Annotated in this window: 13 protein-coding genes; 4 read left to right on the top strand and 9 right to left on the bottom strand. The window is 74.2% G+C overall.

What is annotated here, in order from left to right:
- Positions 1-103: 103 nt before the first annotated feature.
- The gene (locus N538_RS28230; protein ID WP_028635790.1) at positions 104-529 is read left to right on the top strand and encodes a hypothetical protein; all 426 of its coding nucleotides are present in this window, start codon (positions 104-106) and stop codon (positions 527-529) included.
- Positions 530-543: 14 nt separating this feature from the next.
- On the opposite strand, the gene N538_RS0101295 is transcribed toward N538_RS28230, so the two are convergent.
- Genes N538_RS0101295 through N538_RS0101285 form a run of 3 tightly spaced genes read right to left on the bottom strand, consistent with a single transcriptional unit; the run spans position 544 to position 4,140 of the window.
- Complete coding sequence (locus tag N538_RS0101295) at positions 544-2,010, bottom strand: glutamate--cysteine ligase (protein ID WP_028635789.1); 1,467 nt, start codon at positions 2,008-2,010, stop codon at positions 544-546.
- 9 nt (positions 2,011-2,019) lie between these two features.
- On the bottom strand, positions 2,020-3,165 hold the full coding sequence (locus tag N538_RS0101290) for a carboxylate-amine ligase (RefSeq protein ID WP_028635788.1): 1,146 nt from the start codon (positions 3,163-3,165) through the stop codon (positions 2,020-2,022).
- Positions 3,166-3,207: 42 nt separating this feature from the next.
- A complete protein-coding gene (locus N538_RS0101285) occupies positions 3,208-4,140 on the bottom strand; it encodes a DUF4192 domain-containing protein (RefSeq protein ID WP_028635787.1) in 933 nt (310 codons plus the stop codon).
- Between the two features lie 136 nt (positions 4,141-4,276).
- On the opposite strand from N538_RS0101285, the gene N538_RS0101280 reads away from it, so the two are divergent.
- Positions 4,277-5,611 (top strand): DNA polymerase IV, encoded by a 1,335-nt coding sequence (locus tag N538_RS0101280; RefSeq protein ID WP_028635786.1) that lies wholly within the window; start codon positions 4,277-4,279, stop codon positions 5,609-5,611.
- On the opposite strand, the gene N538_RS23290 is transcribed toward N538_RS0101280, so the two are convergent.
- From N538_RS23290 to N538_RS0101260, 4 genes are all read right to left on the bottom strand, one after another.
- On the bottom strand, positions 5,556-6,410 hold the full coding sequence (locus tag N538_RS23290) for a biotin-dependent carboxyltransferase family protein (protein ID WP_036569097.1): 855 nt from the start codon (positions 6,408-6,410) through the stop codon (positions 5,556-5,558). The two genes, N538_RS0101280 and N538_RS23290, sit on opposite strands and share 56 nt — an antisense overlap.
- Positions 6,407-6,985 (bottom strand): 5-oxoprolinase subunit B family protein, encoded by a 579-nt coding sequence (locus tag N538_RS0101270; protein ID WP_028635785.1) that lies wholly within the window; start codon positions 6,983-6,985, stop codon positions 6,407-6,409. The genes N538_RS23290 and N538_RS0101270 overlap by 4 nt, the downstream gene beginning before the upstream one ends.
- Before the next feature lie 358 nt (positions 6,986-7,343).
- Positions 7,344-7,871, bottom strand: a complete 528-nt coding sequence (locus tag N538_RS23285; RefSeq protein ID WP_036569095.1) for a DUF4333 domain-containing protein — start codon at positions 7,869-7,871, stop codon at positions 7,344-7,346.
- Positions 7,872-7,907: 36 nt separating this feature from the next.
- Entirely contained in the window at positions 7,908-8,603 is a 696-nt protein-coding gene (locus tag N538_RS0101260; RefSeq protein WP_028635784.1) for a 5-oxoprolinase subunit PxpA, read from the bottom strand.
- 24 nt (positions 8,604-8,627) lie between these two features.
- On the opposite strand from N538_RS0101260, the gene N538_RS0101255 reads away from it, so the two are divergent.
- Together N538_RS0101255 and N538_RS0101250 are read left to right on the top strand one after the other, a co-directional pair.
- The gene (locus N538_RS0101255; RefSeq protein WP_028635783.1) at positions 8,628-10,781 is read left to right on the top strand and encodes a S9 family peptidase; all 2,154 of its coding nucleotides are present in this window, start codon (positions 8,628-8,630) and stop codon (positions 10,779-10,781) included.
- Between the two features lie 169 nt (positions 10,782-10,950).
- A complete protein-coding gene (locus N538_RS0101250; RefSeq protein ID WP_028635782.1) occupies positions 10,951-11,907 on the top strand; it encodes a sigma-70 family RNA polymerase sigma factor in 957 nt (318 codons plus the stop codon).
- A gap of 18 nt (positions 11,908-11,925) precedes the next feature.
- Here the strand turns inward: N538_RS0101250 and coaE are convergent, their stop codons facing one another.
- Entirely contained in the window at positions 11,926-12,516 is a 591-nt protein-coding gene (gene coaE / locus N538_RS0101245) for a dephospho-CoA kinase (RefSeq protein ID WP_028635781.1), read from the bottom strand.
- Complete coding sequence (locus N538_RS23280; RefSeq protein WP_036569092.1) at positions 12,501-13,469, bottom strand: NAD-dependent epimerase/dehydratase family protein; 969 nt, start codon at positions 13,467-13,469, stop codon at positions 12,501-12,503. Before N538_RS23280 ends, coaE begins: the two co-directional genes overlap by 16 nt.
- Positions 13,470-13,488: the final 19 nt, after the last annotated feature.

Below are 13,488 nucleotides of genomic sequence, written 5' to 3'. Positions count from 1 at the left end.
ACGAGCACTGCAGTTGTCGGGCACGGTATCCGATCGCCGCAGCGGACGGGAGCCTGTGGAGGACGGCGGCACGGGACCCGCGGTCCGGGGCAGGCTGGTGGGCGTGGAGGGCATCTCGGAGCCGGTCCCCCGCGCGATGGCCACCGTGCTGCGCCGCGCGGCGCTGGACCACGCCCGCGCCGAGCACCGGCGCGGCTACCCGCCCCTCCTGCACGTCGGCTTCCCGGGCGGCGCCGAGGAGCTGTTCACGCTGACCCGGGGCGACCCGACCGACCACGCGATCCGGGCCGACGTGCTCGCCGCGATGCTGCAGCGCTGCCGTCGGGTGGCCGGCGCCGTGCCACTCGTGTGGCTGACCCGGGCCGGGCCGCTCGACCTCCAGGACGTCGACGCCGCCTGGCTGGCCGCCGCCCGCACCGCCGCCGCGGAGGCCGGCGTCACCCTCACCATGGTCGTGGTGACCCGGCACGGGTGGAGGGACCCGCGCAGCGGCGTACGCCGGGAGTGGAAGCGGCTCCGGCAGCGCTGAGCACCGCGGCCGGCTCAGTCCCAGGTGTGGACCGGCTCGTTGGTGTGCATCCGCTCGCGGTAGTCGCACAGCGTCGCCCGCAGGGCGTCCCACCGCTCGTGCTCGCTGCGGCGCGCGTGCATCCGGCGGACGAACCACTCGGCGCCGTTGTGGCCGGTCAGGCAGCGCTGCTCGATGATCCCCAGCAGCCGGTCGATCTCCTCGCCGGACGCGCCCCAGGCCACGAGTCCCTCGTGGGCCATCGGCAGCAGCCGGCGCAGCACCAGCTCGGTCGCGCGGACCTGGCCGACACCGGGCCAGTAGATCTGCGCGTCGATCCCGAGCCGGGCAGCGGTGTGGAAGTTCTCCTCGGCCGCGCTGAACGACATCTGCGACCACAGCGGGCGCTCGCTCTCGGCGAGGCTCCGGACCAGGCCGAAGTAGAACGCGGCGTTCGCGATCGTGTCCGCGACCGTCGGGCCGGCCCCGAGGACGCGGTTCTCGACACGCAGGTGCGGGACGCCGCGCGAGACGTCGTACACCGGGCGGTTCCAGCGGTAGATCGTCCCGTTGTGGAGCCGCAGCTCCGGCAGGGCCGGGGTGTCACCCCGCTCGAGCACCTCGAGCGGGTCCTCGTCGTCGGTGACCGGCAGCAGCGCCGGGAAGAAGCGGACGTTCTCCTCGAACAGGTCGAACACCGAGGTGATCCAGCGCTCGCCGAACCACACCCGCGGCCGCACCCCCTGCGCCTTGAGCTCCTCGCTGCGGGTGTCCGTGGCCTGCTCGAACAGCGGGATCCGGGTCTCGCGCCAGAGCTCCTTGCCGAGGAGGTACGGCGCGTTCGCGCCGAGCGCCACCTGCACCGACGCGATCGCCTGCGAGGCGTTCCAGTAGTCGGCGAAGTCGTCCGGGGAGGTCTGGACGTGGAACTGGGTGCTCGTGCACGCCGCCTCGGGGACGATCGAGTCCGCCGTGGTCTTCAGCCGCTCTGTGCCGTCGATGGCGATCGTGATGTCCTCGCCGCGAGCGGCCAGGATCTGCTCGCTCAGCAGCTTGTAGCGGGGGTTGGCGCTCAGCGAGCTGAGGTCCATGTGGCCCGGTGCGAGCGTCGGCAGGATGCCGATCATCACCATGTGCGCGCCGATCTCGGCGGAGTGCTGCTCGGCGTTGTTCAGGCTGCCGCGCAGGGTGTCCTCGAACGTCGTCAGACCGCCCTGACGCAGCTTCGCGGGCGGCACGTTGATCTCGACGTTGAACTGGCCCAGCTCGGTGACGAAGTCGGGGTCGGCGATCGCCTCGAGCGCCTCGGCGTTCTTGAGTGCGGGGTCGCCCTGCTCGTCGACGAGGTTCAGCTCGACCTCGAGGCCGGTCATCGGGTCGTCGGTGTCGAAGCGCGCCTCGCGCAGCATCCGGGCGAACACGTCGAGGTTGCGCCGCACCTTCTCCCGGTGCCGCGTCCGGTCGGCGCGGGAGAACTCCTGAGCTTCCACCTCTTCGCCCATGACGAGACCTTAGGACCTCACGCGCAGTTCCGTGGCGTCCCAGGACGCTTCGGTCCGGGCCACCAGGTCGTCGACCACGCCCTCGACCGAGCCGGTCCGCTCGAACGCCGCTCGCTGCCGGGCCGCGCCGCCGGCCTGCAGGACCCGGTCCAGCCCGGTGCGGACGAGCCCGACGTCGCCGGCCTCGGCGAGCACCGGCTCGACCTCGGACACCAGCGCGTCCAGCACCGCGCGCACCGGCGCCAGCCGGCGGGTGCCCGGGTGCACCAGGTCGCCCGACACCCCGAACCGCGACGCCCGCCACTGGGCGGCACGCAGCTCCTCGGCCCGCCAGCGCGGCACCGGCCGGTCCTGCACCCAGGACCGGGCGGCCGTCTCGACGAGACCCCGGACCAGGGCCGCGATGACCGCCGCGTCGCCCGGGTCGGCGCAGGTGTCGCACACCCGGACCTCGACCGTGGGCTGTCCCACCGACAGCCGGGCGTCGAAGTAGAGCATCCCGTCGTCGCGCGCCGCTCCGGTCTCCAGCATCATCGCCCGGGTCGCCCGGTAGCCAGCCACCGAGCCGAACGCCTCGGTCGGCCCGGCGCTCGGCCAGCGTCGCCACACCTGGGCGCGCCAGGAGGCGTAGCCCGTGTCGCGGCCGCGCGCGAACGGCGAGTTGGCGCTCATGGCGAGCAGCACGGGCAGCCACGGCGTGATCCGGTCGATGACCGCGACCCCCTCCTCGTCGGACTCGATCTCGACGTGGACGTGCAGCCCGCAGGTGCCGCCGTCCCGCGCGATCTCGCCGAAGGTGTCGACCATGTCGCGGTAGCGGTCGTTGGTGGTGACCGCGGACTGTTCACCGCCGAGCGGGACCATGCCGCTCGCCGCCGTCGCGAGCCCGACCGCCCGCGCGGCCTCACCCGCCGTGCGGCGGGCGCTCACCAGCTGGGCGAACGCGTCCCCGAGGTCCCGGGAGGGGTCGGTGCGCGTCTCGAGCTGGTGGCGGAACAGCTCCGCGTCGACCTCGTCGGTGGCCGGCCGGAGGCGGGCGCGGCCCCGGCCGTGCTCGCGGAACTCCTTGAGCACGGTGGGCGCGCCGGGGACCACCTGCCGGGTGCGCGGGTCGAGGAGCAGGAGCTCCTCCTCGAGGCCCACCGAGCGCACCATGGGGCGGACGTACCCGCACCGGGCCGCGGACACGCGTGGGGGTCACCGGGCCTCCCGCAGCTCGTCCCACGCCTCGGGCGGCATGGCCTCGGTGAGCAGCCGGGCCACCAGGCCGGCGAGCGGGTAGTCCTCGTCCACGTCGAAGCACCGGTCCAGCGCACACCAGGCCAGCGCGCCGTTCCCGGCCTGCCAGGCGGCGAGCGCGAGCAGCGTGGCCGGGGCCGGCAGCAGCTGGTCCGGGCTGCCGCGCACGACCTCGGTCCAGAAGCCCACGTGCTCACGTGCGGTGGCGCGGCACAGCAGCGCGGTGACGGCGTCGCGGGCCTCGGGGTCGAGCACCCCGCGGAGCAGGCGGGCCACCTCGGCGGCGGCCGGCAGCGTGCCGTCGCGGCAGTGCCGCTCGACCAGCGCACGCACCCAACCGGCGTCGGGCGGGTCGCCCGCCACCCCGGGCAGCGCCGCGACGACGCCGGCGACCAGGCGGTCGTCGGCTCGCAGGGTCCCGCGGAGCTCGTCGCGGGACCCGTGCAGCACGCGTCCGTCGAAGACCGCCTGGGCGCTGAACGGGTGGGCGGCGACGTCGTACGGCACCCCCCAGGGAGGTACGCCGGCCCGCGTGCCGATCGCCGGCCACCAGCGCTCGCCGTCGGCGCGGAGCGCCTCGACGACCTCGATGCCGCCCTCCGCGAAGGCCCGCTCGAGCAGCCGGACGGCACGCCGGGCCAGCCCGGCGTCGTCGCTGTAGACGACGAACAGCACCTGCCGGACCCGGTGCTGACGCGCGGGCGCGAGCAGCAGGTCGACGACCTCGGGCAGCTCGGCCGGGTCGGCGGGCAGGTCGACCCGCGCGTGGAAGGGGTGACCCGCGCCGAAGGTCAGCATCGCGATGGAGTCGCGGGGCGCGAAGCCCAGCACGACGGGGACCAGGGCCAGCACGTCGTCGGGGGTCCGGGCGGTGAAGGAGAGGGCGGTCATGGGACGACGGTCCCCGCGCGGCCGGACACCGGCGACGGTCCGGGAGCCCGCCTGGGGAACGTCGTGTCGGAGGACTCGCGGTGGACGGTGAGCGGGCCGTCGGCCCGAGGTCGGCGCCGAGAGGTAGCGTGCGCGCGTGCGTGCGGAAGCGTCGGTGCTCCACCTCGACCTCGACGCCTTCTTCGCCGCGGTCGAGCAGCGGGACAAGCCGTCGCTGCGCGGCAAGCCGGTCGTCGTCGGCGGGGTGGGCGGCCGGGGGGTGGTGTCGACCGCGTCCTACGAGGCCCGCGTGTACGGCGTCCGCTCGGCGATGTCGACGCGCGAGGCGCGCTCGCGGTGCCCCCACGCGGCGTTCCTGAGCGGCCGCTTCCACGCCTACCGCGAGACCAGCCGGACGGTGATGGGCCTGCTCCGGGCCGCCTCACCACTGGTGGAGCCGCTGTCGCTCGACGAGGCGTTCGTCGACCTGGCCCGCGCGGACCTCCCCGACCTGGCCCTGGAGACCGTGACGGCCTTCGCCGAGGACCTCCGCGCCCGGGTCGTCGAGGCGACCGGTGGCCTGACCGCGTCCGTGGGCGTCGGCACCTCCAAGTTCATCGCGAAGGTCGCCAGCGACCTCGACAAGCCCGACGGCCTGGTCGTCGTCGCACCCGGCACCGAGCGCGACCTGCTCCGCCCGATGGACGTGCGCGTGATCCCCGGCGTCGGGCCGGCGACCGCCGAGCGGCTCCGCCGGGTCGGCATCCACACCGTGGCCGAGCTCGAGTCGGTGAGCGAGGACGAGATGGTCCGGCTGCTCGGCAACGCCAACGGCCACTGGCTCTACAGCCTGGCCAGGGCCGAGGACGACCGCCCGGTGGTGGCCGAGCGCGAGGCGAAGTCGGTCAGCGTCGAGGGCACCTACGACACCGACCTCACCGACCGCCGGCTGATGGAAGGGCTGCTGACCCGGCAGGCGAACGACGTCGCGGCCCGGCTCCGCAAGAGCGGCCTCTCCGGTCGCACGGTCACGATCAAGGTCCGGCTCCACGACTTCACCACGCTCAGCCGGTCGAGCACCCTCGCCTCCCCCACCGACAGCTCCGCGACCGTCGCCCGCCTGGCCCGGGCACTGCTGACCGACCTGGACACCTCCGGGGGCGTCCGCCTCCTCGGCGTCGGCGTCTCCGGGCTGGCCGACTGGGTGCAGGAGGACCTCTTCGGGGAGACGGCCGAGGAGGAGGCCGAGCCCCTCCCCGAGGTGGAGGTCCCCCACCACTCGCGCCGCACCTGGGCGCCCGGCATGGACGTCGAGCACACCGAGCACGGCCGCGGGTGGGTCTGGGGCTCGGGCCGGGGCGTCGTGACCGTGCGCTTCGAGACGGCCGTTACGCCGCCGGGTCCGGTGCGGTCGTTCAAGGACGACGACCCCCTGCTCACGCCGTGGCGGCCGCCGGAGCCGGCGGACCCGGCGGCGTCGGAGCCCGCGTGAACCGCACCAGCTCCCCCGGCCGCAGCTGCGCGCACTGCCACAGGTCGTCGGCGTCGACCACCCCGACCACCGGGTAGCCGCCGGTCGGCGGGTGGTCGGCCAGGAACACCACCGGCATCCCGTTCGGCGGCACCTGCACCGCGCCGAGCACGATGCCCTCCGAGGCCAGCTCCCCCTCCCGGGTACGCCGCAGCGCCGGGCCGGCCAGGCGCAGACCCACCCGGTTGGAGTCCGCCTCGACGACGTACGCCGCCCCGCACAGCACGTCCAGCGCGTCGTCGGCGAACCAGTCGTCCCGCGGTCCCGGGACGATGCGCAGCGGGCCCGGCTTCGGCGCGCGCGGCGTGTCCAGCGGCCGCGGCTCGGCGCGCGTGGGCCCGACCGGGAGCAGCGCACCCGCCTCGACCCGCGGCGGGCCGACCCAGGCCAGCGTGTCGGTCGAGCGCGACCCGAGCACCGGGTCGACGGCGATCCCGCCCGCGACCGCCAGGTAGGTCCGCAGCCCGGTCGCCGGGCGCTCGAGCCGCAGCACCCCTCCGGCCGGGAGCCACTCCGCCCGGTCGCGCCCGGCCGCCCCGGTCACCGCGACCCAGTGGCCGGCGCCGCTGCGGACCACGAGCCCGCCGAGCAGCACCTCGAGGACGGCGGCGTCCGGGTCGTTGCCGACCAGCCGGTTCGCCAGCGCGGCCGCCGGTGCGTCGAGCGCGCCCGCCCGCGGCACGCCGAGGTGCGCCAAGCCCACGCGGCCACGGTCCTGGACGGTCACCAGCGGGCCGACCTCGAGCACCTCGAGGCTCATCGGGCCACGAACCTCACGCGCGTGCCCGGCGCCAGCAGCGCCGGGTCGTCGCGGCCGGCGTCCCACAGCACCGCGTCGGTGCGGCCGATCAGCCGCCACCCGCCCGGCGAGGCCGTCGGATAGACGCCGCACCAGGTCCCGGCCAGCCCGACCGACCCGGCGGCCACCCGGGGGCGCGGCGACTCCAGGCGGGGTACGGCGAGCTCGCCCGGGAGCCCGGCCAGGTAGGCGAACCCGGGCGCGAACCCGCAGAACTCCGACACGAGCTCCAGGGACGTGTGCCGGCGTACGACGCCGTCCTCGTCGGTCCCCCACGCCGCCGCGACGTACGCCAGGTCGGGACCGTCGTACTCGACCGGGATCTCGACGAGCGGTCCGTCGGGCACCGCGTCGGTCGGGGACCAGCCGGACAGCGCGGACAGGTCGGCGACACCGTCGAAGAGCACCGTCTCGGCGGCCGGCACGATCTCCTCGGCGACCACCCGACCGCGGGCCCAGGTCGCGAGCGCCAGGGCGGTCGCGGCGTCGCCTACCTCTGCGAGGACCGCACGCGGGCCGACCGGGCGCAGCTGCATGGCGCCATCTTGTCGGAAATGGGTGAGGGGCCCCCGGTGGTATGAGCACCAGGGGCCCCTCGGCTGACCGGAATCGGTGACGCCCGGCCCACCGGACTCTCGCTCCGACCCCGCCGTCCCCGTCACCGGGCCGGCGCCTCGAGTTGCCTCGCGGTGCGGATCCTCGCTCCTGTCCGATCCCCGACCCCGCCTCGCGGCGGCTTCGGTAGGGAGAGTTCTACGTGGCCCCGGTCACACCCCGCAAGGGCTTCACCCCAACCCACAGGTTCCTCCACAGGCAACGGCACTCCATCCACAACAGGAGTGCACAGTCCACAGGTTCCGGTCCAGACCTGTGGATGGATCCGGGGCCGGGGCGTCAGGCCTCGAAGTGGACGTTCCCGTCGAGGTCGTCGATCGTCACCGTCGCCTGCGAGGTCGTCCCGTCGGTGTCGGTGAGGTCGCAGGTGAAGGTCGTCTTCGGGTCCTGCACGATCACGCCGGCGTCCCCGCAGTCGACCTCGACCCCCGGGTACCCGGCCTTCTCGAGCTGGGCGGTGATCGCCCCGGCCGCCTTGTCGGTCGAGACGATGGCCTTGGCCGGCGCGACGTCGAAGTTCACTCCGTCGTCGTCGACCCGCGTGAACGTCACGGAGTACGGCGCCTCGACGCCGTCGATCGCGATCGTGCACTCGATCGTGCCGCCCTTCTCGGGCTCGTCGTCGGGGCAGGTCGCGTCGGTCACGTCGAGGTCGGGCGTGGCCTTCTCCTGCGCCTCCTGGACCTTGGCGGCGACGTCGTCGGGGTCGTACCCACCGCCCCCGACGCTGACCTCGCCGGAGCAGGCGGTCAGGGAGACGGGCAGCAGGACGGCGGCGGCGAGCGCCGCGAGCGTGGTGGTGTGCACGGGTGCAGCATGGGCCACCTGGCCGCTCATCCCCCGCTACGGCGCGCCGACGAACGGACGGAGCTCCAGCTCCGACGCGAGCAACGCCGCGCGCACGGCGCCCGCGTGCCGCACCGCGCCCGGCGAGTCGCCGTGCAGGCAGAGCGAGTCCACCGTCTCCGCCAGCAGGAGCGCCTGCGCGACGATGTCGCGCTCCGCCGTGACGAGCGCACCCGGCTCGGACCGCGGCACCAGCCGGCCCTCGGGGGTGTACCCGCGGTCCGGGAAGCCCTCGTGGAACACCGCTCTCCCGGCCGCGCGCGCCCCGGTCAGGAGCACGCCGGGCATCCCGAGCACCGGCAACGTCCCGGAGCCGTCCAGGACCGCGGCCGCCTGCTCCTCGTCGTCGAGCACCCGGTGGTAGAGCGCACCGTGCGGCTTCAGGTACCGCACCTCGGTCCCGCACTCCCCCGCGGTCGCGGCCAGCACGCCGACCTGGTCGGCGACCTGCTCGCGGAGCACCTCGTACGGCACGTCCCGCGGCACCCGGCCGAACCCCTCCCGATCGGCGTACGAGACCTGGGCGCCGACCGCGACGCCACGCGCGGCCGCCTCGGCGCACACCGCCCGCATGGTCGCCGGCGTGCCGGCGTGGTAGCCGCACGCGACGTTCGCGCTGGTCACGACGGTGAGCAGCGCCGCGTCGTCGGTGACCTCCTCACCGAGGTCGGCGTTCAGGTCGATGACCGCCATGAGGCCGACGCTACAGTCGCCGCCATGCCGTCCCCCGCACAGCCACCCGTCGCCGACCGGCGGCCCCACCCCACCGAGCACCACGGCCGGACCCGTGCCGACGACTACGAGTGGCTGCGCGAGAAGGCGTCGCCCGAGGTGACGGCGTACCTGGAGGCGGAGAACGCCTACACCCAGGACCGCACGGCCCACCTGGCCGACCTGCGGCAGCAGATCTTCGACGAGATCAAGGCGCGCACCCGGGAGACCGACCTCTCCGTGCCCACACGCAACCGCGGCTACTGGTACTACGGGCGCTCGTTCGAGGGCAGGGAGTACGGCGCCAGCTGCCGGGTGCCGGTGACGGACCCCGATGACTGGAACCCGCCGCTGCCCGCCGAGGACACCAGCCCGGACCAGCCCGCGCTGCCCGGGGAGCAGGTGCTGCTCGACCTCGACGAGCTGGCCCGGGGCCACGAGTTCTTCTCGCTCGGCGGCTCCTCGGTCAGCCCGGACGCGAACCTGCTGGCCTACTCCACCGACGTGGTCGGCGACGAGCGGTACACGATCCGCGTCAAGGACCTCTCCACCGGCGGCCTGCTGCCCGACGAGATCACCGGCGCCCTCGGCGGTGCCACCTGGGAGCGCGACGGCGAGGCGTTCTACTACACGACGGTCGACGAGGCGTGGCGCGCCGACAAGATATGGCGGCACCGCCTCGGGACCGCGCAGTCCGACGACGAGCTGGTGCACCACGAGACCGACGGCCGGTTCTGGGTCGGTGTCGGCAGGACCCGCAGCGACCGGTTCATCGTGGTCGCCAGCGGCTCCAAGACGACCTCGGAGTACCGGTTCCTGGACGCCGACCGCCCGGAGCTCGGCTTCCGCACGTTCAGCGCCCGGCACGAAGGCCTCGAGTACTCCCTCGACCACGCCGTGATCGGCGGCGACGACGTCTTCCTGGTCCTCCACAACGGCACCGGGCCCGACTTCGAGCTGGCCACCGCGCCGATCGAGCCCACCCCGGCCGGGCAGTGGCGGCCGCTCATCGCGCACGACCCCGCCGTACGCCTGGAGGACGTGGACGCGTTCGCCGGCCACCTCGTGGTGCACCAGCGCAGCGACGGCCTGACCCAGCTCCGCATCGTCGAGCTCGGCGAGCAGGGGCTCGGCGACGACTACCTGGTCGAGTTCGACCACGCCGTCTACACGGTCGGCTCGGCCGGCAACCCCGGCTTCCACCAGCCGGTGGTGCGCCTCGGGTACACGACGATGGCGGTGCCCTCCTCGGTCTACGACTACGACGTGCGGACCCGCGAGCTGACGCTGCTCCGGCGTACCCCCGTCCTCGGTGGCTACGACCCCGCCGACTACGAGGAGCACCGGCTCTGGGCGACCGCCGAGGACGGCGAGCGGGTGCCGATCTCGATCGTGGCGCGCCGCGGCTCCCGCGAGGCCGAGGGCGGCGGGACGGGGCCCGTGCCGGTCCTGCTCTACGGGTACGGCGCGTACGAGACCTCGATCGACCCGTACTTCTCGATCGCCCGGCTCTCGCTGCTCGACCGGGGCGCCGCGTTCGCGATCGCGCACGTGCGGGGCGGCGGCGAGATGGGCCGGCGGTGGTACGACGACGGCAAGCTGTTCCGCAAGCAGAACACCTTCTCCGACTTCATCGCCTGCGCCCGCCACCTCGTCGACACCGGGTGGACCACCCCGGACGTGCTCCTCGCGGAGGGCGCCAGCGCGGGCGGGCTGCTGGTGGGGGCGGTCGCGAACCAAGCGCCGGGGCTGTTCGGCGGCGTGGTCGCGGGGGTGCCGTTCGTCGACGCGCTCACCACGATGCTGGACGCGACGCTGCCGCTGACGGTCACCGAGTACGACGAGTGGGGCAACCCCGAGGCGGACCCGGACGTGTACGACTACCTCGCGTCGTACGCGCCGTACGACAACGTCGCGGCGCTGGACTACCCGCCGATCCTCGCGGAGACGTCCCTCAACGACACCCGCGTGCTGTACGTCGAGCCCGCCAAGTGGATCGCGCGGCTGCGGGCGACGGCGGTCGGCCGCCGGGACTTCCTGCTGCGCACCGAGATGGCCGCCGGGCACGGCGGCGTGTCGGGCCGGTACAAGTCCTGGCACGACCGGGCGTTCGCCCTCGCGTGGATGCTCGACCGGATGCGGCTGGTCACCCGCTCCTGAGAAGTCCCTGAGAGTTCTTCCCAGACGCAACTCAACCGGCCCTCCACACGTCGTTCCGGATGACAGGCCGATGTTTGACCGGGGAATCCGCTGGTCACCGTGGGCGTTGTACAGCACGTGTGGGGGCGCAGCGGCGCCGTCCACCCAGGTAGGAAGAGGAGGGCGTCCCATGGCAACACGTACTGCACCGGCCCGCACCCGAGAGATCGAGGGCCGCGACAGCGTCGGCCTGTACCTCGACGAGATCGCGCGGAACCCCCTCCTGGACGCTGCCGCCGAGGTGGAGCTCTCGAAGGCCATCGAGGCCGGCCTGATGGCCGAGCACCTCCTCGCCGAGGGCCGCGTGGGCCGCAAGAAGGGCGGCGCCCCGATGCAGGCCAGGCAGGACGAGCTCGAGTGGCTCGCCGAGGAGGGCCGCAAGGCCGTCGACACGTTCATCACCGCGAACCTGCGCCTGGTCGTCTCGATCGCGCGCAAGTACGGGCGGGCCCAGATGCCGATGCTCGACCTGATCCAGGAGGGCAACACCGGCCTGATCAGGGCGGTCGAGAAGTTCGACTACACCAAGGGCTACAAGTTCTCGACGTACGCCACGTGGTGGGTACGCCAGGCGATCACCCGCGGCATCGCGCAGCAGGCCCGGGTGGTCCGGCTGCCCGTGCACGTCGTCGAGGAGCTCAACCAGGTCGGCGGCGCGCGCCGTACCCTCGAGCGGCAGCTGGGCCGGGACCCCGAGCCCCAGGAGATCGCCAAGGAGCTCGACATGGACGTCGAGCGGGTCCTCGACCTGATGGCGTGGGGCCGCGAGCACGTCTCGCTGGACTCCCCCGTCGACGAGGACGGCGACACCTCGCTGGGCGACCTGATGGCCCAGGAGAGCTCGCCGGGACCCGACCTGAACTTCATCGACGTCGAGTCGCGCGAGCGGCTCAACACGCTGGTCGGCCAGCTGGACGAGCGCGCCGCGGACATCATCCGCTCGCGCTACGGTCTGGTCGACGGTCGCCAGCACAAGCTGGCCGACATCGGCGCGAAGCACGGGATCTCCGCGGAGCGGGTCCGGCAGCTGGAGCGCGAGGCGCTCCAGAAGCTCCGCCGCCTCGGGGACCCCGACCTCGCAGCCTGACGGTTCCGCGGTCCCGCTTCAGGCCTCCGCGAGCAGCTCCGCATAGACCTCGCGGACCCGCTCGCGGAGGTCCTCGCGGGTGCCGGTGTTGAGGATCAGGTGGGTGGCGATGGCCCGGCGCTGCTCCGGCGTGGCCTGGGCCGCGATCCGCGACTCGGCATCGGCGCGGGTCCAGCCCCGGTCGCGGAGCATCCGCTCGACCTGCACCTCGGCGGGGGTCTCGACGACGATCACCGCGTCGAAGTCGTCCGCGCGGCCGGTCTCGGCCAGCAGCGGGATGTCGTGCACGACGACGCCGTCCCGCGGGGCGGCCGCCTCGAGCTCGGCGTACCGCTCGAACACCAGCGGGTGGACGATCCCCTCGAGCAGCTTCCGCTGCGCCTCGTCGTTGAAGACGATCCTGCCCAGCTTCGGCCGGTCGAGGTCGCCCTGGTCGGTCAGGATCTCCGGGCCGAAGGCCTCGACGACCTGCGCCAGGCCCGGGGTGCCCTTGTCGACCACCTCGCGGGCGAGCACGTCGCCGTCGATGATCGTGGCGCCGAGCTCGGCCAGCATCTCCGAGACGGTGCTCTTGCCCGAGGCGATGCCTCCGGTCAGTCCGACGCGCATGCGTTCAGGCTAGAGGGCTCTGCCGTAGGCTCGCCCGTCGCGGTCGCGCGGCACACCTCGTCCCACGGCGTCGGCGCCAGGCCGAGCTCGCGGGTGATGGCGCTCGAGTCGAGGACGTACGGCGAGCGGAACTGGTACTCGGTCTCCCGCAGCTCGCGGAGCACCGGCACGAACCGGCCCATCACCCCCAGCACCCACCTCGGGAAGCCCTTGACCGCGACCGGCTCACGCCCCGCGGCGCGGCAGACGTCGGCGATCGCCTCCGCCTGGGTGCGCGGCGCGTTGGTCGGCGCGTGCCAGACCCGGCCCCATGCCTCGGGCACCTGCGCGACCGCGGCCAGCGCCCGGCCCATGTCGCGGACGTCGGTGAACGAGTGCGGCTGGTCCGGCCGGCCCATCACCCGCACCGTCCTCCCGGCCAGCGCGGCCTCCGTCACCCGGACGATGTGCGCGTGGTCCGGGTCGATCCACGGACCCATGTAGTCGGAGCCGCGGACCTCGACGGCCGTGATCCGACCGGCCTCGTGCGCGGCCCGGGCCTCGGCCCACATCCGCGCGCGGATGCCGGCCTTCTTCGTGGTCGCCGCGTCGGGCAGGCCCTCGACCATCGGCCCCTCGACCGGGCCGTAGCCGTAGAGGCAGGAGGCGGTCACCAGCGTCGCCCCGGTGCGCTCGGCAGCCGTGAGGAACGCCGCCGCGATCGGCGGCCAGAAGGTCGGCCACACCGTGTACGACGGCGGGTTCACGCAGTTGTAGAGCGCGACCGCACCGGTCGCGAGCTCCGTGACCCGCTCGGCGTCGGCCGCGTCGGCGGCCGCGCGGCGGACCCCGGGGATGTCGGGGCCGGCGCCGGAGCGGCTGACGAGCAGCACGTCGTGGCCCCGGGCGACGAGGGCGACGGCGGTGGCGCGCCCGACGGGGCCGGCGCCGACGATGACGTGGAGAGCGGACATGGGTTCCTCCTGGAGGTCC

Source organism: Nocardioides sp. URHA0032 (assembly GCF_000620645.1).
GTDB lineage: Bacteria > Actinomycetota > Actinomycetes > Propionibacteriales > Nocardioidaceae > Nocardioides.
This window is presented reverse-complemented; position numbering and strand designations above follow the sequence as displayed.

Bases quoted from the DNA above. Each gene is read 5' to 3' on its own strand.
- N538_RS0101295 (WP_028635789.1), bottom strand. From the start codon at position 2,010: ATGGGCGAAGAGGTGGAAGCTCAGGAGTTCTCCCGCGCCGACCGGACG.
- N538_RS0101290 (WP_028635788.1), bottom strand. From the start codon at position 3,165: ATGGTGCGCTCGGTGGGCCTCGAGGAGGAGCTCCTGCTCCTCGACCCG.
- N538_RS0101285 (WP_028635787.1), bottom strand. From the start codon at position 4,140: ATGACCGCCCTCTCCTTCACCGCCCGGACCCCCGACGACGTGCTGGCC.
- N538_RS23290 (WP_036569097.1), bottom strand. From the start codon at position 6,410: ATGAGCCTCGAGGTGCTCGAGGTCGGCCCGCTGGTGACCGTCCAGGAC.
- N538_RS0101270 (WP_028635785.1), bottom strand. From the start codon at position 6,985: ATGCAGCTGCGCCCGGTCGGCCCGCGTGCGGTCCTCGCAGAGGTAGGC.
- N538_RS0101260 (WP_028635784.1), bottom strand. From the start codon at position 8,603: ATGGCGGTCATCGACCTGAACGCCGACCTCGGTGAGGAGGTCACCGAC.
- N538_RS0101255 (WP_028635783.1), top strand. From the start codon at position 8,628: ATGCCGTCCCCCGCACAGCCACCCGTCGCCGACCGGCGGCCCCACCCC.
- N538_RS0101250 (WP_028635782.1), top strand. From the start codon at position 10,951: ATGGCAACACGTACTGCACCGGCCCGCACCCGAGAGATCGAGGGCCGC.
- coaE (WP_028635781.1), bottom strand. From the start codon at position 12,516: ATGCGCGTCGGACTGACCGGAGGCATCGCCTCGGGCAAGAGCACCGTC.
- N538_RS23280 (WP_036569092.1), bottom strand. From the start codon at position 13,469: ATGTCCGCTCTCCACGTCATCGTCGGCGCCGGCCCCGTCGGGCGCGCC.